We start from the raw sequence: 21,868 nt of genomic DNA, 5'->3' as shown, positions 1-21,868 counted from the left end.
TCCATATTTCATTCATGGAGTGCAGTTGATGGAAACCAGTAAGCTCACGGTGAAAGAAAAGATTGGCTATGGAATGGGCGACGCCGGATGCAACATCATCTTTGGCGCCATCATGTTGTTTGTTAACTATTTTTACACAGACATTTTTGGTCTGGCGCCTGCTCTGGTCGGCGTATTACTGCTCTCAGTACGCGTTATTGATGCCGTTACTGATCCCATTATGGGCGCAATGGCCGACCGTACGCGCAGCAAATATGGTCGATTTCGTCCATGGCTTTTGTGGATGGCTTTCCCGTACGCATTATTCAGCGTACTGATGTTTACCACCCCAGAATGGACATATAACAGCAAAGTTATCTATGCTTTTGTCACTTACTTCCTGCTCTCTATCACCTATACGGCGATCAATATCCCCTATTGCTCTCTCGGCAGCGTCATCACCAACGATCCGCAAGAACGCGTCGCCTGCCAGTCATATCGCTTTGTATTGGTAGGCATTGCAACTCTGCTGCTGTCACTCACCCTGCTCCCCATGGCCGACTGGTTCGGCGGGGAAGACAAAGCCAAAGGGTATCAAATGGCGATGGCGGTACTGGCCTTCATCGGCATGTGTATGTTCCTGTTCTGCTTTGCAACCGTCCGTGAGCGTGTCCGTCCTGCCGTCCCGACCAATGACGATTTAAAAGCCGATCTAAACGATGTGTGGAAGAACGATCAGTGGGTAAAAATTCTGCTGTTAACCCTGTGCAACGTCTGTCCGGGTTTTATTCGCATGGCTGCCACCATGTACTACGTGACCTGGGTTATGCAGCAGAGTACACAATTTGCGACGTTGTTTATCAGCCTTGGCGTTGTAGGCATGATGATCGGCAGCATGTTGGCGAAGGTGTTAACCGATCGCTGGTGCAAACTGAAAGTGTTCTTCTGGACCAATATCATCCTGGCGATTTTCTCCGCCGCGTTTTACTTCTTCGATCCGAAAGCCACCATGATGATTATGGTGCTCTACTTCCTGCTCAACATCCTGCATCAGATCCCATCCCCGCTGCACTGGTCGCTGATGGCGGATGTCGATGACTATGGCGAGTGGAAAACCGGTAAACGTATCACCGGAATCAGCTTCTCCGGTAACCTGTTCTTCCTGAAACTGGGTCTGGCGATTGCCGGAGCGATGGTCGGCTTCCTGCTCTCCTGGTACGGCTACGACGCTGGGGCGAAAGCGCAAAGCGACTCCGCCATTAACGGTATTATGCTGCTGTTTACCATCATACCTGGCGCAGGCTACCTGATTACTGCAGGCGTGGTTCGTCTGCTGAAAGTTGACCGCGAGTTTATGCAGCAAATCCAGACAGATTTAGAAAAGCTCCGCGCCAACTACCGTGAACTGAATGAATACCACGATATAAAAACGACTGAAACCGTAAGGAAAGCCTAATGAATCAGTGGCCAAATCCCTTTATTGAACAGCGTGCCGATCCGTTTATCTTACGTGACGGTAGCCACTACTATTTCATTGCTTCAGTACCTGAATATGACCGGCTGGAGATACGCCGGGCCGACTCGCTGGAAGGGTTGCGCACCGCCGCCCCGGTTATCATCTGGCGCAAGCCAGAAAGCGGCCCCATGAGCCAACTCATCTGGGCGCCCGAAATCCATCATCTGGCAGGCAAGTGGTACATCTATTTTGCCGCCACCCACACACAGTCGCTCGACAAGCTGGGGATGTTCCAGCATCGCATGTTTGCGCTCGAATGTGCCGACGCCGATCCGCTGACCGGAAAGTGGACGGAGAAAGGTCAGATTAAAACGCAGTTTGATACCTTTGCGCTCGATGCCACCACCTTTAACCATCAGGGAAAACAGTGGTATCTATGGGCGCAGAAATCGCCCGATATCGCCGGAAACTCCAATATCTATCTCGCAGAACTGGAAAATCCATGGACGATTAAAGGCGAGCCGGTCATGCTAAGCCATCCTGAATATGACTGGGAATGCCGGGGTTTTTGGGTCAACGAAGGTCCTGCCGTCATGGTTCACGGCGACAAGTTGTTTATCAGCTATTCCGCCAGCGCTACTGATGAGAACTACTGTATGGGATTATTGTGGATTGACTTAGACGCAGATCCGCTCAACCCGCAGAACTGGCACAAATCACCGCGCCCGGTCTTTACCACCAGCTATGAAAACCGCCAGTTTGGGCCAGGACACAACAGCTTTACGCAAACGCCAGAAGGTGAAGATGTGCTGGTGTATCACGCGAGAAATTACACCGAAATCGAGGGCGATCCGCTGTACGACCCAAACCGCCACACTCGTCTGAAGCTCGTGCGTTGGGACGAAAACGGCATGCCAGATTTTGGCATCCCGCCTGCTGATACGAACTAAACCGTTGCACTGCCCGGTGGCGCTAACGCTTACCGGGCCTACACGTTTTTCAATTGTAGGCCGGATAAGCGTTAGCGCCATCCGGCACAACGCTATACTAATGCCCCATAAATGGTCAGCAACGCAATAATCACCACCACCACAAACGAGGTCTTCTTCGCCATCGAAACAGCCGCTTTTGGCGTTTCGACTTTATCGGTATGAGGTTCGCGCGCCAGCGAGAACTGCGCCAGACGCGTAAGCACCTGATATTGCGACGTGTGCAGATCAGCAAGCGACGCAAACCAGGCTGGCAACGCCTTCTCGCCGTGTCCCAGCAGCGAATAGACCACGCCCGCCAGACGCACCGGGATCCAGTCCAGCACATGCAGGATCGCATCAATACCCGATTGCAGACGCTGGTGCGGTGTCTGGTAACGCGCCAGCCAGGACTGCCAGGCACGTAAAAAGGCATAACCAACCAGCGTCACAGGTCCCCACGGGCCACCGACAATCAGCCAGAATAACGGCGCCAGGTAAAAGCGAAAGTTGTTCCATAACAGCGCGTTCTGCAGTTCACGCAGGAACTCACGCTCATCACAGTCCGGCGGAACACCATGGATAAGCGTCAGCTCGCTGGCCATCGCCTCACGAGCGTGAGCATCATCGCGAGCAGCCGCGTTCAGGTAAGCGTGATAGTGAAGGCGTGCCTTGCCTGCGCCGATGCACAGCAAGCCAATTAAGATCCACGCCACCAGCAACGGAACGTTAAACAGCAGCCCATGAAGTGCGCGCAGTAGCAGAAACGTCACTCCCATCGCAATAAGAGTCATGCCTACCGTACGCATCATCGAGAAATGCTTAATCCGGCGGAAAAAAGCTTCAACCCGGTGATCAAGCTGCCAGTGCTCACCCAGCTTAAACAGGCGTTCAACAATCAACACCAGTAATGTTGTAAACAGCGTCATGTCATCTCCTTGTGCGACGAGGGGGTGACCAGGGCGCGAAACCTTGCCCAGTCAAATGAGGGCCCGGGATCGGTCTTACGCTCGGGCGCAATATTGCAATGTCCTGTCATATTGTTAGCAATAGCCGGATAACGCGTAATCAGGGCATTGGTCACGGCTGCTAGTTGCTGGTACTGCGCGTCGGTATAGGCCAGCGTATCCGTCCCTTCCAGCTCAATACCAATTGAGAAATCATTACAGCGTTCACGGCCCTGATAGCTCGAGACGCCGGCATGCCAGGCGCGTTTATCAAAGGGGACATACTGCACGATTTCACCATCACGGCGAATTAAACAATGGGCCGAAACGCGCAAATGGGCGATTCCGGCAAAATAAGGATGGGCGTTGGGATCAATCGTGCCAGTGAACAGCGCGTCTATCCACGGGCCGCCAAACTCGCCGGGCGGCAGGCTGATATTATGCACCACCAGCAGAGAAGGGTTTTCGTCATCCGGGCGGCAATCGTAATGCGGAGAGGGAACGCGTCGCGCCTCTGCCAGCCAGCCCTCGTCTAACAACATGCAGAATCTCCTTATTGGTGGTGCTCATATCAGGTTCAGGGTAGCATGTTTCCACCTTATGATTCGTTAGCAATTTGGAGTTTTATCATGCCGCCTCGCCGCTATAACCCTGACTACCGACGTGACGCGCTGTTGGAACGCATAAATCTCGATATCCCTGCCGCTGTCGCTCAGGCGCTGCGTGAAGATTTAGGCGGAGAAGTTGATGCCAATAACGATATCACCGCACAGCTTTTACCCGAAGACATGCGCTCCCACGCTACCGTAATTACCCGCGAAGATGGCGTTTTTTGTGGGAAACGTTGGGTGGAAGAGGTCTTTATTCAACTGGCTGGCGATGATGTAAACATCACCTGGCATGTCGAAGATGGCGACAGCATTAAGGCTAATCAGCCACTGTTTGAACTGGACGGCCCTTCCCGCGTGTTACTGACCGGTGAACGTACCGCGCTTAATTTTGTGCAGACGCTTTCAGGTGTAGCAAGCGAGGTGCGTAAATACGTCGACCTGTTAGCGGGGACCAAGACCCAACTGCTGGATACGCGTAAAACCCTGCCAGGGCTGCGTACCGCGCTAAAATACGCCGTATTGTGCGGCGGCGGCGCGAATCATCGTTTGGGGCTGTCCGACGCTTTCCTGATTAAAGAAAACCACATTATTGCTTCCGGCTCGGTACGTCAGGCCGTAGAAAAAGCATTCTGGTTGCACCCGGATGTGCCGGTTGAAGTCGAAGTAGAAAGCCTGGATGAGCTGGACGACGCGCTGAAAGCCGGGGCCGACATCATCATGCTCGATAACTTCGAAACCGACCAAATGCGCGAAGCGGTAAAACGCACCAACGGCCAGGCGCGTCTGGAAGTCTCGGGCAATGTCACCCATGAAACGCTGCGCGAATTTGCCGAAACCGGCGTGGATTTCATCTCTGTTGGCGCGCTGACCAAACATGTTCGCGCTCTCGATCTCTCCATGCGTTTTCGCTAATTGCTGATTGTATTGCCCGATGATGCTTCGCTTATCGGGCCTCCTACACAGGTTTATTCTGTAAGCCGGATACGGCATTTACGCCGCCATCCGGCAGTTTCTTCGAGCCTCTTAGCAAATACATTGTCTGATTCTGTAATTTCGTAAAAGTCCTCGGAATCCGCCTTCCCATTCTGTTTTTTGTCTCTCGCCGTCCTCCCGTCGGTTTGCCAAAGTAGCGCCAGCAAACTCAAGGAGTGAACAATGAACAAGCAACGAGGCTTTACGCTTATCGAACTCATGGTGGTGATTGGCATTATTGCCATTCTTAGCGCCATCGGTATTCCGGCATATCAAAACTATCTGCGCAAGGCCGCGCTGACAGACATGCTGCAAACCTTTGTCCCCTATCGCACAGCGGTTGAGCTCTGTGCACTGGAACATGGAGGAACAGATACCTGCGATGCCGGAACGAATGGTATTCCCACTCCAACAACTACCCGTTACGTCTCAGCCATGAGCATTGAAAAAGGCGTTGTCAGTCTTAGTGGGCAGGAAAGCCTGAACGGGTTAAGCATCACCATGACGCCGGCTTGGGACAATGCCAACGGCATTACCGGTTGGAACCGTAACTGCATCATCCAGAACGACAGCGCATTGCAGCAGGCCTGTGAAGATGTTTTCCGCTTCGATACCCACTAAGGAACAGAGATGAATACCACCCAGCTTACAGCGCTATGCCAACGTTATCAGGGAATATTACTGGATGCAGACAATGAAGTGGTGCATATCGCCGTCGTAGACGCCCCATCACACGAACTGCTGGATGCACTGCATTTTGCCACCACCCGGCGCATCGACATTGTCTGCTGGACACGTCAGCAAATGGAAGGCCACACGCATACACCGCAGAAAATGCTCCCGGCAGTAGTCACGAAAAGTAGCGCCAGCGCAGCAGACTTGCTGAATCAGACGTTTCATTCCGCTCTGGAGCAACGGGCTTCTGATATTCATTTTGAGCCAGCGGAAAATCACTATCGGATCAGATTACGTGTGGATGGAGTACTCCACGCGTTACCGGAAATCACGACCGAGATGGGCATTGCCATCACCGCGAGGTTAAAAGTATTAGGCAGTCTGGATATTGCCGAGCATCGGCTTCCACAAGACGGACAATTTACCGTTGAGATTTCAGGAGAACCTATCTCGTTTCGCATCGCCACCCTGCCCTGTCGCTACGGCGAAAAAGTCGTGTTGCGGCTACTTCATCAGGTCGAGCAGTCACTGGAGATCGCCGCACTGGGAATGCAAGACGCGCAGCTGGCCGCATTTTCGCAAGCCTTGCAGCAGCCTCAGGGGCTGATTCTGGTTACCGGGCCTACCGGAAGCGGTAAAACGGTCACACTGTACAGTGCGCTGCAAACCCGAAACACGCCAGATGTTAATCTCTGTAGCGTGGAAGATCCGGTAGAGATCCCGATCACAGGCATCAACCAGACGCAAATTCACCCACGCGCCGGTTTGACTTTTCAGGGAGTCTTACGTGCTCTGTTGCGCCAGGATCCCGACATTATCATGGTGGGTGAAATCCGCGATGGAGAAACAGCAGAAATAGCCCTTAAAGCCGCACAAACCGGTCATCTGGTTCTTTCTACGCTGCATACCAATTCCACCAGTGAAACGCTGGTGCGTCTGCAACAAATGGGGGTTGCACGCTGGATGATCGCCTCCGCGCTGACGCTCGTCATTGCACAGCGATTGGTCAGAAAGTTGTGCCCCCATTGCCGACAACGTCAGAGTACGCCTATCACACTCCCGAAAGCTGTCTGGCCTACACCACTACCGAATTGGCAGGCCCCTGGCTGCAAACATTGTTATCACGGATTTTATGGTCGTACGGCATTGTTTGAAGTACTCCCTGTTACTCCGGCATTACGTCAGAGTATTGCCAGTGACGCCCCCGTAGACGGAGTGGAACCTGATGCTCAGCTATCAGGGAGAACGCTTTTCGAGAATGGCTGTCAGGCCGTCGAGCAAGGATTAACGACATTTGAAGAGCTGATTCGTGTACTGGGCATGCCTCATGTCCGCTAAACAGCTTTGGCGCTGGCAAGGCATTAACAACAAAGGTAAATCGCTGGAAGGTACACTATGGGCCGATACCCAACCGTCATTAATGCTGGCTCTTGAGAAACAACAGATTACGCCGCTACGCATTAAGCGTATGCGTGTCAAAACCTCGCACTGGAGCCGTACAAGAAGTGCCGAAACCATACACCAGTTGGCGACATTGCTAAAAGCAGGGTTAACGCTCTCAGCAGGGCTAGCTCTGCTTGCTGAACAGCATTCCAGCAGTCAATGGCAGGCGCTACTGCGTACGCTGGCTTACGATATGGAACAGGGCATCACCCTCTCCACCTCGCTATCACAATGGCAACACGTTTTTCCGCCCCTTTACCAGGCAATGATCCGCACCGGAGAGCTTACGGGTAAGCTGGACGACTGCTGTTTTGAACTCGCCTACCAGCAAAAGAAACAACAGCAACTTGCTGATAAAGTCAAAAAAGCCCTGCGCTATCCGATTATCATCATCACAATGGCGGTGTTGGTCGTATTTGCGATGTTGCAGTTTGTACTCCCTGAGTTTGCCGCCATCTACCAGACATTCAACACCCCGCTACCGGCCCTCACTCAGTGGATTATTACCATCGCACACTATAGCAGCCAATGGGGATGGCTGGCGGTAGCACTTGGCCTGGTAGCGGTTGCGGCACATCATTTGATAAATCAGAAACCGTACTGGCTCGTTCTGCGCCAGAAATTGCTGCTCAGCCTCCCGGTCATAGGGCCGATGGTGAGAGGGCAAAAGCTCACGCAGATCTTCACCGTTCTGGCGTTAACGCAAAATGCGGGCATTCCCTTTTTGCAGGGTCTTGAGAGCGTTACCGAAACGCTGGCTAACCCTTTCTGGTCGCAACGTTTAGCGCTGGTTCAGCACGACATTAGCGCCGGAAAGCCGGTCTGGTTAGCGCTTAAAAATAGCGGTGAATTCAGCCCATTGTGCATACAGCTGGTCCGAACAGGTGAAGCTTCCGGCTCGCTGGATGCAATGCTGCGCAATCTCGCGCATCACCATGGCGAGAAAACCCTGGCTCAAGCTGAGAATTTGGCTGCATTACTTGAGCCTGCGTTGCTGGTCATTACGGGGCTTATCATCGGTACGCTGGTTGTCGCGATGTATTTACCGATTTTCCATTTGGGAGATGCGATGAGCGGAGTGGGATAAATTCAAATGCCGGATAGCGACGTAACGCCATCCGGCATTTCACAGAACGACCTGTTTTACAGGCTATTGAATACGCGGTTCTCTTGTTCCTGTACACGAATAAACGTTGTACGTTTGGTCAGCTCTTTCAGACGGGATGCGCCTACGTAGGTGCAAGCAGAACGCAAACCGCCGAGAATATCGCGAGCGGTATTATCAACCGGGCCGCGCAGAGGCAGCTTAACGGTTTTACCTTCAGCGGCACGATACTGAGCAACACCACCAACATGGCGGGTCATAGCAGATTCTGAGCTCATACCGTAGAACAGCATGAATTTCTCACCGTTTTCTTCAACAATTTTGCCGCCGCTTTCTTCGTGACCGGCCAACATACCGCCGAGCATAACGAAGTCTGCGCCGCCGCCAAACGCTTTTGCAACGTCACCCGGCATTGTGCAGCCGCCGTCGCTGACAATCATGCCGCCCAGACCGTGGGCTGCATCCGCACATTCAATAACCGCAGAAAGCTGTGGATAGCCAACGCCGGTTTTTACACGCGTGGTACATACAGAACCCGGGCCAATACCTACTTTGACAATATCAGCACCTGAGAGCACCAGCTCTTCACACATTTCACCGGTGACTACATTGCCCGCACAAATCGTTTTTGTCGGCCATGCTTCACGCGCTTTCGACACAAACTGAACAAAATGCTCTGAGTAGCCATTTGCCACATCAATGCAGATAAAATTCAGCGCTGGGTTGAGCGCCAAAATCTGTTTGGTTTTTTCGAAGTCTGCGTCAGACGTGCCGGTTGAAACCATTACGTGTTTGAGTACATCGGCAGAAGTCTCTGCGATGAAGGCGGCCCAGTCTTCAACAGAATAGTGTTTGTGCACAGCGGTCAGGATGTCGAAGGATGCCAGCGCCGTTGCCATGGCAAACGTCCCGACAGTGTCCATGTTCGCGGCAATAATAGGTACGCCGGACCAGGTCTGACCTGAATGCTTAAAGGTAAATTGACGTTCCAGCTCAACATCGGAACGGCTTTTGAGAGTAGAACGCTTAGGGCGGATAAGAACGTCTTTGAAACCTAACTTCAGATCTTCTTCGATACGCATGTGCGGATTCCTGGGGTTAATGGCGAAAAATCGAAACTCACAACTCCAGTGACGCTATCATACGCACTAATCAATGCCGCGCAAGACTGCGAAATTCTCTTTTTTTACGCTACAATCCCATAAATTTACCTGGCGAATAGTAGGTTAATCCTGCAACAGCCTCGCCTTCGCACGCTTAACTTTTAACTGTTTGATAATCAAACTTAAACTCCAGGATCGGCATCTATGAGGTATACGGTAGCCTTAACCGGCGGCATTGGCAGTGGTAAAAGCACCGTTGCAAATGCGTTCGCTGACCTCGGAATAAACATCATTGATGCAGATATTATTGCGCGCCAGGTGGTTGAACCCGGCACACTTGCTCTTAAGGCGATCGAAGAACATTTTGGTTCCGAGGTTATCGCCGCAGACGGATCGTTGCAGCGGCGCATTTTACGCGAACGCATTTTTTCCGCTCCAGAGGAGAAAAGCTGGCTGAATGCCCTGCTCCATCCGCTTATTCAGCAGGAAACGCAGCGCCAGTTTCAGCAAGCGACCTCACCTTACCTGTTATGGGTTGTCCCTTTGCTGGTGGAAAATTCGCTGTATAAAAAAGCCGACCGCGTACTCGTGGTGGATGTCACGCCCGAAACCCAGCTCAGACGCACCATGCAGCGTGATGACGTCACACGTGAGCATGTTGAACAAATTCTTGCTGCCCAGGCAACGCGTGAAGCGCGGCTGGCCGTGGCAGACGATGTTATTGATAATAATGGCGCACCGGAAGCCATCGCCTCGGATGTCGCCCGCCTGCACGCGCTCTATTTGCAATGCGCGTCGCAGTTTGTCTCACAGGAAAAACCGTAATGCACACCCAGGTCCTTTTTGAACACCCTCTCAATGAGAAGATGCGTACATGGCTGCGCATTGAATTTTTAATCCAACAGCTCTCCGTTAATTTACCCATTGCTGACCATGCCGGCGCTCTGCATTTTTTCCGCAATATCGGAGATTTACTGGATGTATTTGAACGCGGCGAAGTCCGTACCGAACTCCTCAAAGAACTGGAGCGACAGCAGCGTAAACTCCAGGCCTGGGTCGAAGTTCCCGGCGTCGATCAAAGCAGAATCGACTCTTTGCGCCAGCAGTTAAAAAGTGCAGGCAGCATTCTGATTTCTGCCCCGCGTATTGGACAGACGCTGCGCGAAGATCGTCTGATTGGTCTCGTACGTCAGCGTTTAAGTATTCCTGGCGGGTGCTGCAGTTTCGATCTGCCGACTCTGCATATCTGGCTACACCTGGCGCAATCGTATCGTGACGCGCAGGTTGAAACCTGGCTTGCCAGCCTGAATCCGCTCAATCAAGCGCTGTCGCTGGTGCTGGATTTAATTCGCAACTCAGCGCCGTTTCGTAAGCAAACCAGCCTGAATGGTTTTTATCAGGACAACGGCGAAGATGCAGATCTGCTGCGCTTGCAACTGCCGCTTGATTCGCAGCTTTATCCGCAAATTTCTGGTCATAAGAGCCGTTTTGCCATCCGCTTTATGCCGCTGGATAGCGAAAATGGTCAGGTGCCTGAGCGCCTCGATTTTGAACTGGCGTGCTGTTAAGGAGTCAACATGTCTGAACAAACCATCGTCAACTGCCCAACCTGCGGCAAGCCTGTAGTATGGGCTGAAGTCAGTCCGTTTCGCCCATTCTGCAGCAAGCGCTGCCAGTTAATCGATCTGGGAGAGTGGGCTGCAGAAGAGAAACGCATCCCAAGCTCAGGCGATCTGTCGGAAAGCGACGACTGGAGTGAGGAGCAGAAGTAATTCTGCTAATACGTAGGGCGGGCAAGCGTAGCACCCCCGCCATAATTTGCCGGATGGCGGTGTTGCCTTATCCGGCCTACGAACACCATTATCCAGTAATCAGCTTTTCAATGACCGGTGCATTCGCCGGCGGGAAATCTTCCGCATTCAGAGCATATTGCGCTATCCACTGCGCCGGTTGCCCCTCTTTTCCCCACGGCTCGCCTTCCCAGCTTTCAACCAGCCAGAACCACAGAGTGATATGCCTGTCCGGAAACTGATACTCCAACTTTTCGAACAATGAACTTTGAGTCGGCGTGATCCCTACTTCTTCCTGTAGCTCGCGAATCAGCGCCTGCTCCGGCGTTTCGCCCGCTTCAATTTTCCCGCCGGGAAACTCCAGCTTATTGGCCATGTGGGCATCAGCCGCACGCTGGGTGATAAAAATTTCATTGTGCTGATTACGAATAATCCCGACGGCGATCTGCAATATTTTCATTTTCATCGTCCATAAAAAAGGCGCAGAAGTCTGCGCCTTTTCAATAAGTTATTTTCTTAGCTCAGACGGCCATGACACTGTTTGTATTTCTTGCCGGAACCGCAAGGACACGGATCGTTACGACCCACTTTACGATCGCCGGTTTGTGCCGCCAGCTCTTCTGCCGCAGCAGAATCATCACCTTTATGGCTCAACTGCTGCATCTGCGCTAAACGCTCAGCTTCTTCGCGACGCTGCTGCTCCATCGCTTCTACTTCTTCAGGCATACGCACCTGAACTTTGCTCAGAGTGCTGATCACTTCGTACTTCAGAGATTCCAGCATTGATGCAAACATAGAGAAGGATTCACGCTTGTATTCCTGCTTCGGATCTTTTTGCGCATAACCACGCAGGTGGATACCCTGACGCAGGTAATCCATCGCAGCCAGGTGCTCTTTCCACAAAGAGTCGAGCGTTTGCAGCATCACGCCTTTTTCGAAGTGACGCATCATCTCCGCGCCCACAACTTCTTCTTTGCGCTGATAAACTTCTACTGCGTTTGCCAGAATACGTTCGCGCAGCGTTTCTTCGTGCAGCTCAGGTTCTTTATCCAGCCACTCTGAAATCGGCATATCCAGATCGAAGTCGTTTTTCAGACGTTCCTGCAGACCCGGAATATCCCACATTTCTTCCAGAGACTGCGGCGGAATATAGGCATCAATCGTCGCTTTGAATACGTCTTCGCGAATGCTGTTAATGGTTTCGCTAACGTCAGTTACGTCCAGCAGTTCGTTACGCTGGGTGTAGATAGCACGACGCTGGTCGTTGGCAACATCATCATATTCCAGCAACTGCTTACGAATATCGAAGTTGCGGCTTTCCACCTTACGCTGCGCGTTAGCAATTGCTTTGGTCACCCATGGGTGTTCAATGGCTTCACCAGGCTTCATACCCAGTTTACGCATCATGCCGGACACGCGGTCAGAGGCAAAAATACGCATCAGCGCATCTTCCATCGACAAATAGAAACGAGAAGAACCCGCATCCCCCTGACGACCAGAACGACCACGCAGCTGGTTATCGATACGACGAGATTCGTGACGCTCAGTACCGATAATATGCAAACCACCAGCAGCTAATACCGCGTCATGGCGAACCTGCCACTCGGCTTTGATCTGCGCGATTTGTTCCGGAGTTGGGTTTTCCAGCTCGGCAACTTCCGCCTGCCAGCTACCGCCCAGCACGATATCGGTACCACGACCCGCCATGTTAGTAGCGATTGTCACGGCAGACGGGTAACCCGCCTGTGCGACGATATCCGCTTCGCTGGCATGGAACTTGGCGTTGAGGACGTTATGTTTGATGCCTGCCTTGGTCAGCTCGTTAGAGACCACTTCAGATTTTTCAATGGAGATAGTACCCACCAGCACCGGCTGGCCATTTGCGGTACGCTCTTTAATATCTTCAATGATCGCCTGAATTTTTTCCGCTTCGGTCATGTACACCAGATCCGGTAAATCCTTACGGATCATCGGACGGTTAGTTGGTACAACTACGGTATCCAGCTTGTAGATGGAGCTAAATTCAAAGGCTTCGGTATCTGCTGTACCGGTCATACCGGCCAGTTTTTCGTACAAACGGAAGTAGTTCTGGAAGGTAATAGATGCCAGCGTCTGGTTCTCGTTCTGGATCTCTACGCCTTCTTTAGCTTCAACAGCCTGGTGCAGACCATCAGACCAGCGACGCCCCTGCATGGTACGGCCGGTGTGTTCATCAACGATGATAACTTCGCCGTCTTTCACGATGTAGTCAACATCGCGGGTAAACAGCACGTGCGCACGCAGTGCGGCAGTCACGTGGTGCATCAGCATAATGTTGCCTGGAGAGTACAGAGACTCGCCCTCATCCATAATGCCTTCGTTAACCAACAACTCTTCAATCAGTACCAGACCACGTTCGGTCAGGTTAACCTGGCGCGCTTTCTCATCAACAGAGAAGTGGCCTTCCCCCTGGAACGTGTCGGAATCTTCCTTCTCCTGACGGATCAGGTGTGGGATGATTTTGTTCACTTTTTTATACATTTCCGAGCTGTCTTCAGCCGGGCCGGAAATGATCAGCGGCGTACGCGCTTCATCGATCAGGATGGAGTCAACTTCATCGACCAGCGCATAGTGCAGTTTACGTTGAACACGCTCTTCCGGACTAAACGCCATGTTGTCGCGCAGGTAGTCAAAGCCGTATTCGTTGTTGGTACCGTAAGTAATATCGGCATTGTAGGCTTCACGCTTGGCTGGCGCTGGCAGGCCAGACATGTTGATACCAACGGTCATGCCGAGGAATTCAAACAGCGGGCGGTTATTTTCGGCATCACGCTGAGCCAGGTAGTCGTTCACGGTAACCACGTGTACGCCCTTCCCGCTTAATGCGTTCAGGTAGGCTGGCAGCGTCGCGGTCAGGGTTTTACCTTCACCAGTACGCATTTCTGCGATGCAGCGATCGTTAAGCACCATACCGCCCAGCAGCTGAACGTCGAAGTGGCGCATACCGAACACGCGTTTACTCGCTTCACGCACCACTGCGAACGCTTCCGGGATCAGGCTCTCAACGCTGGCACCTTTTTCCAGACGGGCGCGGAATTCAGCGGTCTTCGCTTTCAGTTCATCATCGGAGAGTTTTTCCATCTCCGGTTCCATTGCGTTGATGACATTGACCACTTTACGCATACGACGCAGCGTACGCTCGTTACGGCTACCGAATACTTTGGTTAATAATTTGATTAGCATAATAAAATCTCAAACGCCCCGCGATGCGGAGTCAAAAATTATAAGTTGGAAGGTTCTTTTTTAGCTGAGGCGTTGAGGACCAGCGCGGATACCCTGCAGCTGGCTGATCCAGACCGGAACGCTAAATGCGGCCTGAGAAGTAAAGTGGGCGTATGTCACGCGACTTACTGTCGCGGGCGGAGTGCCTTCTTGCGTCAGCATCGCGCTGAGCGTATTCAGTAACGCAAGATGGTGCGCCTGGATTGGCAACGGCTCTTCGGCAACAGGCAACGCCTGAGGCGCCATGGCAAAAGAAAGATGGCGGATAACCGTACGAATGGCATGTTGATGCCAGTAATCGACGGTAAAATTTGGGCGGCGATTAGTCGCTTCCAGCAAAGCAAGCTGGCTAAAGTTAACTTTAGCGGATTGATCGTGATTGCTGGCGGTCGCCTTCGCGGGGGTATTGGGTTCAGCAGCATTACCGAGCGCGGGCAGGCCAAAACTCGCCGCGACCATCCCCAACAGGAGATGCGGCCAGAAGTACCGTCTGCCTAACTGTCGCCAACGCGTCAGTATTCCACTCACGTTTTTGCCACCTGATATACCCTGCGTTTGGGGTTACGAATGCAAAACATTTTTTTTGCGCACGAATCTTATCATTAAAGCGTACGCTCCACAGCAGTAATGACAACCGGCCATGGGTAAATATGCTCAAGAAAGCAGCGATCGCACACTATTTTAACTTAGTGGCAGGGAAATATTTGCGTTGGAAAAGGCTGCGCTAATGAGTACATAAAAAAACGACTGGCTCACCTGGCCGGAGAGAGTGCCAGATTTACCAGTCGAATTTATACGACAGCGTATGTCGTTATGCCAGTACGGTCGAAGGTGCTTTGAACGCCAGAGGCAGTTCTGCATCGTCCTGGAAGGTCACATATTCCCAGGCTTCCTGTTTTGCCAGGACCGCCTGCAACAGTTTGTTATTCAATGCATGACCGGATTTATACGCGGTGAATGCACCAATAATGTTGTGACCACACATGAACAAGTCACCAATCGCGTCGAGCATTTTGTGACGAACGAATTCGTCTTCAAAACGCAGACCGTCTTCGTTCAATACGCGATAATCGTCAACAACGATGGCACAATCGAAGCTGCCGCCCAAGGCCAGGCCACGGGACTGCAGATATTCGATATCACGCATGAAGCCGAAAGTACGCGCACGGCTGATCTGGCGCATGAACGCATCTGCAGAGAAGTTCATCGCGTAGCGCTGCGTGCTGGCATCAATCGCTGGATGGTTAAAGTCGATGGTAAAATCCAACGAGAAACCATTAAACGGTTTGAATTCAGCCCACTTATCGCCATCTTCGACACGAACGGTCTCTTTGATGCGAACAAATTTCTTAGCGCTGTTCAGTTCTTCAATACCCGCATCGAGCAGCAGGTATACGAATGGAGCAGCACTACCATCCATGATCGGGATTTCCGGGGCGTTAACCTCAATAACAATGTTATCGATACCTAAGCCCGCCAGAGCAGCATTCAGGTGCTCTACGGTTGAAATCCGCACATCATGCTCATTGACCAGACACGTACAGAGCATGGTATCACGCACAGATTTGGCATCGGCCGGGAAATCTACCGGAGGATTCAAGTCGGTGCGACGATAGATGACCCCGGTGTTGGCCGGCGCAGGGCGTAGCGTCAGCGTGACTTTTTTGCCGGTATGTAAACCGACGCCAGTCGCCTGAACGATACGTTTAAGTGTCCTTTGTTTGATCATCGTATAATCTCGCCAAATTAACTATCCAACCGAAGTGTACTATACATTCGGCGGGCCAGTTTAGCACAAAGAGCGCAGATTCCCAAATTCCAGCTAATTCTTAATCAGCTTGCTTACGCAGGAATGCAGGGATATCCAGATAATCCGGCTCTTTAGTGGTTTGCGGCGTATTGTCGTTAACCACTTTCGCTACCGGCTTCTGTTCTTGCGTCAACGGCGCCATGCCGTGTTGCTGGTAACGATCCATTACCGGCTGCTGTACCTGCTTGTTGGTTACCAGAGTGATTTCAGGACGCTTGTCCATACCAATTCCAGTCGCAACAACGGTCACACGCAGTTCGTCGTTCATATCCGGGTCCAGAGAGGTACCGATTACCACGGTCGCGTTATCCGATGCAAAGGCACGGATGGTGTTACCCACGGTTTCGAACTCATCCAGACGCAGGTCGAAGCCCGCAGTAATGTTGACCAGCACGCCGCGTGCGCCGGACAGATCGATGTCTTCCAGCAGCGGAGAAGAGATAGCCATTTCAGCCGCTTCTTCTGCACGGTCTTCACCGCTCGCCACGCCAGAACCCATCATCGCGTAGCCCATTTCGGACATCACGGTGCGTACGTCTGCAAAGTCGACGTTCATCAGGCCCGGACGAGTAATCAGTTCAGCGATACCCTGAACTGCACCTTTCAGTACGTCGTTCGCTGCGCCAAACGCATCCAGCAGGGAGATACCGCGGCCCAGTACTTTCAGCAGTTTGTCATTCGGAATAGTAATTAGAGAGTCCACATGTTTGGACAGCTCGGTGATACCCTGCTCCGCGAATGCCATACGCTTCTTGCCTTCAAAGTTGAAAGGCTTAGTCACGACAGCAACGGTCAGAATACCTAAATCTTTTGCTACTTCAGCAACCACTGGCGCTGCACCGGTACCGGTACCGCCGCCCATGCCTGCTGCGATAAACACCATGTCTGCCCCGTCAAGCGCTGCACGCAGAGCTTCACGATCTTCGTCTGCCGCATTACGGCCGACTTCCGGGTTCGCACCCGCGCCCAGACCTTTGGTGATGCCGCTACCAATCTGAATGGTCTGTCCAACCGCCGTTTTACGCAACGCCTGAGCGTCGGTATTCACCGCGAAGAATTCAACACCTTCGATGCGCTCGCGCACCATGTGTTCAACGGCATTACCGCCACCGCCGCCGACGCCGATGACTTTAATCACCGCGTCATTGGTAAGTTCCATAGGTTCAAACATAGTTTCTCTCTCCGTTGTGCCTGTCGCCTGAGACCGTTAATGTGCGTTGGTCTCTTTAAAAATTAAAACTCTTTTCGCAGCCAGCTATTGAGTCGTTTGATCCACGAGCCAACTGATGCCGTTACGCGTTTTTCTACTTCAGCCTCACCACTCAAATGGGATTCTTTTCCGTAGTGAAGCAGCCCCACTGCCGTTGAATAATACGGCTCCTGAGCATAATCCGTCAGACCAGTGATATTCAGCGGCGCGCCAATACGTACTTGCGTATGGAACACGCGCTGTGCGCAGGCCGCAAGACCTTCAATTTGCGCAGCACCACCGGTTAACACAATCCCCGCCGCCAGATGATGTTTCACACCCTGCTGGCGAAGCTGTTCTTGTAATTGCAAAATTTCTTCGTTGACCAGGTTGAGCAGCTCGGTATAACGCGGCTCAATGACTTCTGCCAGGGTCTGACGTTGCAGGCTACGCGGTGGACGACCACCTACGCTTGGCACTTCAACGCTTTCGTCTTTACCCACGATGGACCCCAGCGCACAGCCATGGCGCACTTTAATGGCTTCAGCATCGCTCGGCGGCGTACCAAAGGCATACGCGATATCACTGGTCACTACATTCCCTGCATAAGGGATAACTTTAGTGTGGCGCAACGCCCCGCCAGTATAAACGGCGATGTCCATTGTACCACCACCAATATCCACCACGCAGACACCCAGCTCACGTTCATCTTCCGTCAACACGGAATAACTGGCTGCCAACCCGGCAAAAATCAGTTGGTCAACTTTCAGACCACAACGTTCAACAGCTTTGACAATATTCTTCGCCATGTCGTTGTGGCAGGTAATAAGGTGGACTTTTGCCTGCATACGTACGCCGGAAAGACCTACCGGATTTTTAATGCCTTCCTGGTAGTCAATGGCGTATTCCTGCGGAATAACGTGCAGAACACGATGTTCATCGCGAACGCGTACGGATTTTGCCGTATGTACCACGTTTTCCACATCTTCCTGCGTCACTTCCTCTTCGGAAATGGGCACCATACCAATTTCATTTTGACAGCTAATATGTTTACCGGAAAGTGCCAGATACACCGAGGAAATCTGGCAATCTGCCATCAGTTCAGCCTGGTCAATGGCGCGCTGTACGCACTTCACCACTGACTCAAGGTCATTCACCCCGCCTTTATCCATACCTCGCGATGGGCAACTGCCCACGCCAATGATATTGACCATACCGTCGGGCAGAACTTCCCCTACTAAAGCGGCTACCTTCGCGGTGCCAATCTCCAGTCCAACTACCAGTTTTCTGTCCGTCGCCTTGATCATTGTTGTTCTGCCTGTGCCTGATTCTGTTGCTGATTAGATTCCTCAGGAGGCAAGGGAACCCAGCCTACTGCCGCTCCTGAGTCATAACGCAAATCAACGTAGCTAATCCGTTTGCCATCGGTTTGCGCCTGCTGCTGTAAAACCGGGTAGAGTTCCACAAAGCGAGCCAAACGTTTTATCGTATCGCCCCTGCCCAGATTGAGCTTAATATCGTTATTCAGCGTCAACTGCCAGGAACGACGAGCGGTCATCGCCGCTTCCTTCAGGGTGAATCTATCCTTAGCCAGCACCTGCCCCATATCACGGAACCCTTGCAACACTTCACTTGCGCTGCCTTCCGGTCCGTACAACATAGGTAATACCTGCTTATTGGCCCGACCGGTTGGGACGCTGAACGTATTGCCTTCGGCATCCACCATATGCTGGTCATTCCAACGCGCAATGGGCACATATTCAACCAGATGAATCTTCAATTCATCGGGCCATTGCTTTCTGACGCTCGCCTGTTTAATCCAGGGGAGACGTTCAATTTGACTCTGAATGATGTTCACATCCTGAGTCATAAAGGTTCCCGGAGCGCCCAGAGCCAGAATGGACTGACGAATATCGTCATTGCGCGTGTAATGCCGTTCGCCGGTTAACACCAGCTTTGACAATGGCAACCGCTGCGCATCTTCCATCCACCCCAACACTACCCAGCCGCTGACAAACACGGTGCACAGCACTGTCAGCAGGAACAGTATTCCTGCAAGACGCGTTCCATTATTGCGGCGTGAGGAGTTTACTTCTTCTTCATCACCGTTTCGCGTGTTCAGCGCAGCCTGCGACATATCAGTCCGCCAACTCCAGAATTCTTACCACCAACTGCGAGAAGCTCAGGCCAGCCTGACGTGCCGCCATCGGCACCAGGCTGTGGCTGGTCATACCCGGAGAGGTATTCGCTTCCAGCAGATAAAACTGGCCATCGCTGTCCAGCATGACGTCAATGCGACCCCAACCTTTACAGCCCAATGCGGTCCATGCTTTCAGGACTAATTCCTGCAAACGGGCCTCTTGTTCGGCTTCCAGACCTGCAGGGCAGAAATATTGTGTCTCATCAGAGAGATACTTCGCCTCATAATCATAGAAGGTTCCCGCGGGTTGGATACGTATTGACGGTAAAATTTCTTCACCAAGTATCGCAACTGTAAATTCCGGGCCACTGAGCCATTTTTCGATCAGTACTTCTTCATCATGCTGAAAAGCCAATGCTAATGCACCCTGCAAAGCATTTTCTTCTTCAACTTTTGACATCCCTACACTGGAGCCTTCACGGCTTGGCTTCACAATCAGCGGCAAACCTAACGCAGAAATTTTTGTAACCGATTCATTGCTAAGACCTTTTTCGAACTCAGAGCGGGTCAATGCAACCCAGGGCGCGACGGGTAAACCTGCGCCCTGCCACAGCAGCTTGCTGCGCAGTTTGTCCATCGAAATTGCGGACGCCATGACGCCGCTGCCGGTATATGGCAGGCCAATTTGCTCCAGCATGCCCTGCAACGTGCCATCTTCCCCGCCACGACCGTGCAGCGCAATAAACACCTTCTGAAAACCCATAGATTTCAGAAGAGTGACATCAATCTCTTTAGGGTCAACCGGATGGGCATCGACACCACCTTCACGTAACCCTGCCAGTACGGCCGCGCCGGAATTCAGCGAAACTTCACGCTCTGCGGAGGTTCCTCCTAACAGGACCGCGATTTTATCAGCCATGTTGTTCTTCCTCCGGGTTTTGCGGCTTCAGTTTGATTTCAGCTAAGGAACGCGCGATTTTGCCGATATTTCCAGCGCCCTGCACCAAAATCAGATCGTTGCCGGTTAATACCGGCGCCAGCATTTCTGCCACCTGAGCCGGATCGGATACCAGAATCGGGTCGATCTTACCGCGACCACGGATCGTACGGCACAGCGAGCGGCTGTCAGCCCCCGGAATCGCGGCTTCACCCGCGGCGTATACATCCAGCATCAACAGCGCATCGACCTGAGTCAGCACGTTGGCAAAGTCGTCATATAGATCGCGTGTACGCGTAAAGCGGTGCGGCTGGAACAGCATTACCAGATTTTTGTCCGGCCAGCCCGCGCGCGCAGCTTTAATCGTGGCATCCACTTCCGTTGGGTGATGGCCATAATCATCAACCAGCATCGCCGTCCCGGCTTTACCGTTTACCGGCTCAAGCGGAAATTCGCCGAGGAAGTCAAAACGGCGTCCGGTGCCCTGGAAACTTTCCAGCGCGCGCAGAATTGCGTCGTCTTCAATGCCTTCTTCTGTTGCAACAGCCACCGCCGCCGCCGCGTTCAGCGCATTGTGACGGCCCGGTGCGTTCAATGTCACACGTAAATCGGCCATCCCCTGACGCAGCAGCGTGAAGTGCCCTTGTGGACCAATCTGCTGGTAATCTTCAACGCGCACATCAGCATCATCGCTGAAACCATAGGTTGTGGTTTGACGACCGACGCGCGGCAACAACTCGCGGATCACCGGATCGTCAACGCACATCACCGCACGACCATAAAACGGTAAGTTATGCAGGAAATTAATAAACGTCTGCTTTAAATTTTCGAAGTCGCCATGGTAGGTATCCATATGATCGGCTTCGATATTGGTAACAATCGCCACCATCGGCTGCAAATGTAGGAACGACGCATCGCTCTCATCTGCCTCCGCAATTAAATAACGGCTATGACCCAGACGCGCATGGACGCCTGCAGCCTTCACCAGACCGCCGTTGACAAACGTCGGATCCAGCCCCGCTTCCGCGTAGATACTGGAGACCATCGCTGTGGTCGTGGTTTTACCGTGCGTCCCGGCAATGGCGATACCGTGACGAAAACGCATTAATTCAGCCAACATTTCAGCACGACGGATCACCGGAATACGTGCTTCATGCGCCGCAACAATTTCCGGGTTATCCGCAGAAATGGCGCTGGATACCACCACCACGCTCGCATCACGCACGTTTTCCGGGCGATGGTTGAAGAAAATCGTGGCGCCCAGATTCGTCAACTGCTGAGTCACCGGATTCGGCGCCAGGTCAGAACCGCTGATCTGATAACCTTCGTTGGCCAAAACTTCGGCAATACCGCCCATACCAGCACCACCGATGCCGACAAAGTGAATGTGCCGAACGCGACGCATTTCGGGCACTATGGAACGCAGTTTTGCCAGTTGTTGTGTATTCATTCTTTAGCCATTAACTTCTTAGTTCATGCGAT

General features: G+C 52.4%; 21 protein-coding genes. 9 read left to right on the top strand and 12 right to left on the bottom strand.

The genetic code is table 11. The features are described 5' to 3' along the window. Positions 1 to 28: 28 nt before the first annotated feature. Together WC1_RS20090 and WC1_RS20095 are read left to right on the top strand one after the other, a co-directional pair. Positions 29 to 1,435, top strand: coding sequence for a glycoside-pentoside-hexuronide (GPH):cation symporter (locus WC1_RS20090; protein WP_016149560.1), 1,407 nt, complete (start codon positions 29 to 31; stop codon positions 1,433 to 1,435). Next, positions 1,435 to 2,385 carry a glycoside hydrolase family 43 protein gene (locus tag WC1_RS20095; protein WP_016149559.1) on the top strand — a complete coding sequence of 317 codons (951 nt, stop codon included), beginning with the start codon at positions 1,435 to 1,437 and terminating at the stop codon, positions 2,383 to 2,385. Before WC1_RS20090 ends, WC1_RS20095 begins: the two co-directional genes overlap by 1 nt. A gap of 92 nt (positions 2,386 to 2,477) precedes the next feature. Here WC1_RS20095 and ampE read toward each other — a convergent pair whose 3' ends face one another. Together ampE and ampD are read right to left on the bottom strand one after the other, a co-directional pair. Next, a complete protein-coding gene (gene ampE, locus WC1_RS20100; protein ID WP_016149558.1) occupies positions 2,478 to 3,332 on the bottom strand; it encodes a beta-lactamase regulator AmpE in 855 nt (284 codons plus the stop codon). Then, positions 3,329 to 3,892 (bottom strand): 1,6-anhydro-N-acetylmuramyl-L-alanine amidase AmpD, encoded by a 564-nt coding sequence (gene ampD, locus WC1_RS20105; RefSeq protein ID WP_003018719.1) that lies wholly within the window; start codon positions 3,890 to 3,892, stop codon positions 3,329 to 3,331. The genes ampE and ampD overlap by 4 nt, the downstream gene beginning before the upstream one ends. 87 nt (positions 3,893 to 3,979) lie before the next feature. Here ampD and nadC point away from each other — a divergent pair, with 87 nt between their 5' ends. The 4 genes from nadC (at position 3,980) to hofC (ending at position 8,138) form a co-directional block, all read left to right on the top strand. Next, positions 3,980 to 4,873, top strand: a complete 894-nt coding sequence (gene nadC, locus WC1_RS20110) for a carboxylating nicotinate-nucleotide diphosphorylase (RefSeq protein WP_003837454.1) — start codon at positions 3,980 to 3,982, stop codon at positions 4,871 to 4,873. A 243-nt stretch (positions 4,874 to 5,116) separates the two neighbouring features. Beyond that, positions 5,117 to 5,554 (top strand): prepilin peptidase-dependent pilin, encoded by a 438-nt coding sequence (gene ppdD / locus WC1_RS20115; RefSeq protein ID WP_003018724.1) that lies wholly within the window; start codon positions 5,117 to 5,119, stop codon positions 5,552 to 5,554. 9 nt (positions 5,555 to 5,563) lie between these two features. Next, a complete protein-coding gene (gspE, locus tag WC1_RS20120; RefSeq protein WP_016149557.1) occupies positions 5,564 to 6,946 on the top strand; it encodes a type II secretion system protein GspE in 1,383 nt (460 codons plus the stop codon). Continuing rightward, positions 6,936 to 8,138 (top strand): protein transport protein HofC, encoded by a 1,203-nt coding sequence (gene hofC / locus WC1_RS20125; protein ID WP_003837451.1) that lies wholly within the window; start codon positions 6,936 to 6,938, stop codon positions 8,136 to 8,138. Before gspE ends, hofC begins: the two co-directional genes overlap by 11 nt. 56 nt (positions 8,139 to 8,194) lie before the next feature. Here the strand turns inward: hofC and WC1_RS20130 are convergent, their stop codons facing one another. After that, a complete protein-coding gene (locus WC1_RS20130) occupies positions 8,195 to 9,238 on the bottom strand; it encodes a GMP reductase (protein ID WP_003018732.1) in 1,044 nt (347 codons plus the stop codon). Between the two features lie 225 nt (positions 9,239 to 9,463). Here WC1_RS20130 and coaE point away from each other — a divergent pair, with 225 nt between their 5' ends. From coaE to yacG, 3 genes are read left to right on the top strand one after another with little or no spacing between them, the layout of a single operon-like run. After that, positions 9,464 to 10,084, top strand: a complete 621-nt coding sequence (gene coaE / locus WC1_RS20135; protein ID WP_016149556.1) for a dephospho-CoA kinase — start codon at positions 9,464 to 9,466, stop codon at positions 10,082 to 10,084. Then, positions 10,084 to 10,827, top strand: a complete 744-nt coding sequence (zapD, locus tag WC1_RS20140) for a cell division protein ZapD (protein ID WP_003837445.1) — start codon at positions 10,084 to 10,086, stop codon at positions 10,825 to 10,827. Before coaE ends, zapD begins: the two co-directional genes overlap by 1 nt. A gap of 9 nt (positions 10,828 to 10,836) precedes the next feature. Further along, positions 10,837 to 11,031, top strand: a complete 195-nt coding sequence (yacG, locus tag WC1_RS20145; protein WP_003018740.1) for a DNA gyrase inhibitor YacG — start codon at positions 10,837 to 10,839, stop codon at positions 11,029 to 11,031. Positions 11,032 to 11,119: 88 nt separating this feature from the next. On the opposite strand, the gene mutT is transcribed toward yacG, so the two are convergent. From mutT to murC, 9 genes are all read right to left on the bottom strand, one after another. Next, on the bottom strand, positions 11,120 to 11,509 hold the full coding sequence (mutT, locus tag WC1_RS20150) for an 8-oxo-dGTP diphosphatase MutT (protein ID WP_003837443.1): 390 nt from the start codon (positions 11,507 to 11,509) through the stop codon (positions 11,120 to 11,122). A 56-nt stretch (positions 11,510 to 11,565) separates the two neighbouring features. Beyond that, positions 11,566 to 14,271, bottom strand: a complete 2,706-nt coding sequence (secA, locus tag WC1_RS20155; RefSeq protein ID WP_003018746.1) for a preprotein translocase subunit SecA — start codon at positions 14,269 to 14,271, stop codon at positions 11,566 to 11,568. Positions 14,272 to 14,331: 60 nt separating this feature from the next. Further along, positions 14,332 to 14,838, bottom strand: coding sequence for a secA translation cis-regulator SecM (secM, locus tag WC1_RS20160; protein WP_003018748.1), 507 nt, complete (start codon positions 14,836 to 14,838; stop codon positions 14,332 to 14,334). A 283-nt stretch (positions 14,839 to 15,121) separates the two neighbouring features. Beyond that, positions 15,122 to 16,039: a UDP-3-O-acyl-N-acetylglucosamine deacetylase gene (gene lpxC, locus WC1_RS20165; RefSeq protein WP_003018750.1), complete on the bottom strand. Its 918-nt coding sequence runs from the start codon at positions 16,037 to 16,039 to the stop codon at positions 15,122 to 15,124. Positions 16,040 to 16,139: 100 nt separating this feature from the next. Next, the gene (gene ftsZ / locus WC1_RS20170; protein ID WP_003018753.1) at positions 16,140 to 17,291 is read right to left on the bottom strand and encodes a cell division protein FtsZ; all 1,152 of its coding nucleotides are present in this window, start codon (positions 17,289 to 17,291) and stop codon (positions 16,140 to 16,142) included. A 62-nt stretch (positions 17,292 to 17,353) separates the two neighbouring features. Further along, the gene (gene ftsA / locus WC1_RS20175) at positions 17,354 to 18,616 is read right to left on the bottom strand and encodes a cell division protein FtsA (protein WP_003018755.1); all 1,263 of its coding nucleotides are present in this window, start codon (positions 18,614 to 18,616) and stop codon (positions 17,354 to 17,356) included. Then, positions 18,613 to 19,446 carry a cell division protein FtsQ gene (ftsQ, locus tag WC1_RS20180; RefSeq protein ID WP_003018758.1) on the bottom strand — a complete coding sequence of 278 codons (834 nt, stop codon included), beginning with the start codon at positions 19,444 to 19,446 and terminating at the stop codon, positions 18,613 to 18,615. Before ftsQ ends, ftsA begins: the two co-directional genes overlap by 4 nt. Position 19,447: 1 nt before the next feature. Beyond that, positions 19,448 to 20,368 carry a D-alanine--D-alanine ligase gene (locus WC1_RS20185; RefSeq protein ID WP_003837439.1) on the bottom strand — a complete coding sequence of 307 codons (921 nt, stop codon included), beginning with the start codon at positions 20,366 to 20,368 and terminating at the stop codon, positions 19,448 to 19,450. Then, the gene (murC, locus tag WC1_RS20190) at positions 20,361 to 21,836 is read right to left on the bottom strand and encodes a UDP-N-acetylmuramate--L-alanine ligase (protein ID WP_003837436.1); all 1,476 of its coding nucleotides are present in this window, start codon (positions 21,834 to 21,836) and stop codon (positions 20,361 to 20,363) included. The genes WC1_RS20185 and murC overlap by 8 nt, the downstream gene beginning before the upstream one ends. Positions 21,837 to 21,868 lie beyond the last annotated feature (32 nt).

This window comes from Citrobacter sp. KTE30, from assembly GCF_000398825.1.
Taxonomy (GTDB): domain Bacteria; phylum Pseudomonadota; class Gammaproteobacteria; order Enterobacterales; family Enterobacteriaceae; genus Citrobacter; species Citrobacter freundii.
The sequence above is the reverse complement of the archived record's forward strand: the minus strand, read 5'-3'. Positions and strand labels throughout refer to the sequence as shown.

What these genes read in the sequence shown, in the direction of transcription:
- WC1_RS20090 (WP_016149560.1), top strand. Translation starts at nt 29, where the DNA reads ATGGAAACCAGTAAGCTCACGGTGAAAGAAAAGATTGGCTATGGAATG.
- WC1_RS20095 (WP_016149559.1), top strand. Translation starts at nt 1,435, where the DNA reads ATGAATCAGTGGCCAAATCCCTTTATTGAACAGCGTGCCGATCCGTTT.
- ampE (WP_016149558.1), bottom strand. Translation starts at nt 3,332, where the DNA reads ATGACGCTGTTTACAACATTACTGGTGTTGATTGTTGAACGCCTGTTT.
- ampD (WP_003018719.1), bottom strand. Translation starts at nt 3,892, where the DNA reads ATGTTGTTAGACGAGGGCTGGCTGGCAGAGGCGCGACGCGTTCCCTCT.
- nadC (WP_003837454.1), top strand. Translation starts at nt 3,980, where the DNA reads ATGCCGCCTCGCCGCTATAACCCTGACTACCGACGTGACGCGCTGTTG.
- ppdD (WP_003018724.1), top strand. Translation starts at nt 5,117, where the DNA reads ATGAACAAGCAACGAGGCTTTACGCTTATCGAACTCATGGTGGTGATT.
- gspE (WP_016149557.1), top strand. Translation starts at nt 5,564, where the DNA reads ATGAATACCACCCAGCTTACAGCGCTATGCCAACGTTATCAGGGAATA.
- hofC (WP_003837451.1), top strand. Translation starts at nt 6,936, where the DNA reads ATGTCCGCTAAACAGCTTTGGCGCTGGCAAGGCATTAACAACAAAGGT.
- WC1_RS20130 (WP_003018732.1), bottom strand. Translation starts at nt 9,238, where the DNA reads ATGCGTATCGAAGAAGATCTGAAGTTAGGTTTCAAAGACGTTCTTATC.
- coaE (WP_016149556.1), top strand. Translation starts at nt 9,464, where the DNA reads ATGAGGTATACGGTAGCCTTAACCGGCGGCATTGGCAGTGGTAAAAGC.
- zapD (WP_003837445.1), top strand. Translation starts at nt 10,084, where the DNA reads ATGCACACCCAGGTCCTTTTTGAACACCCTCTCAATGAGAAGATGCGT.
- yacG (WP_003018740.1), top strand. Translation starts at nt 10,837, where the DNA reads ATGTCTGAACAAACCATCGTCAACTGCCCAACCTGCGGCAAGCCTGTA.
- mutT (WP_003837443.1), bottom strand. Translation starts at nt 11,509, where the DNA reads ATGAAAATATTGCAGATCGCCGTCGGGATTATTCGTAATCAGCACAAT.
- secA (WP_003018746.1), bottom strand. Translation starts at nt 14,271, where the DNA reads ATGCTAATCAAATTATTAACCAAAGTATTCGGTAGCCGTAACGAGCGT.
- lpxC (WP_003018750.1), bottom strand. Translation starts at nt 16,039, where the DNA reads ATGATCAAACAAAGGACACTTAAACGTATCGTTCAGGCGACTGGCGTC.
- ftsZ (WP_003018753.1), bottom strand. Translation starts at nt 17,291, where the DNA reads ATGTTTGAACCTATGGAACTTACCAATGACGCGGTGATTAAAGTCATC.
- ftsA (WP_003018755.1), bottom strand. Translation starts at nt 18,616, where the DNA reads ATGATCAAGGCGACGGACAGAAAACTGGTAGTTGGACTGGAGATTGGC.
- ftsQ (WP_003018758.1), bottom strand. Translation starts at nt 19,446, where the DNA reads ATGTCGCAGGCTGCGCTGAACACGCGAAACGGTGATGAAGAAGAAGTA.
- WC1_RS20185 (WP_003837439.1), bottom strand. Translation starts at nt 20,368, where the DNA reads ATGGCTGATAAAATCGCGGTCCTGTTAGGAGGAACCTCCGCAGAGCGT.
- murC (WP_003837436.1), bottom strand. Translation starts at nt 21,836, where the DNA reads ATGAATACACAACAACTGGCAAAACTGCGTTCCATAGTGCCCGAAATG.